At 43.3% G+C, this 215-nt stretch carries 1 protein-coding gene; it reads left to right on the top strand.

Annotation, left to right across the window (positions count from 1 at the left end; all coding sequences use genetic code 11):
• A partial coding sequence (locus DWY25_RS17815; protein WP_220412976.1) for a hypothetical protein occupies positions 1 to 215 on the top strand: 215 nt, incomplete at both ends.

The following is a 215-nucleotide window of genomic DNA, read 5'->3' as shown; positions in this document are numbered from 1 at the left end:
GCGGGAATGGCTGGAACAGGGCAAACGGATGGGTAAGCAGGAAGGCTTGGAACGAGGCGAATTATGCAAAGTCATTAAACTGGTGCTGAAAAATATGAAAAAAGGCAAGCTCATTTCAGAGATCGCAGAGATTTTAGATGAAGATGAAACGGTAATTCGTCAGATATTTATCTGTCATGAAGAACATCCTGATTGGACCGCGGATCAGATTGCAA

Origin of the sequence: Holdemania filiformis (assembly GCF_003459085.1) — a bacterium.
GTDB classification, from domain to species: domain Bacteria; phylum Bacillota_I; class Bacilli_A; order Erysipelotrichales; family Erysipelotrichaceae; genus Holdemania; species Holdemania filiformis.
Note: the sequence above shows the minus strand (reverse complement) of the source record. Positions and strands in the feature narration are given on the sequence as shown.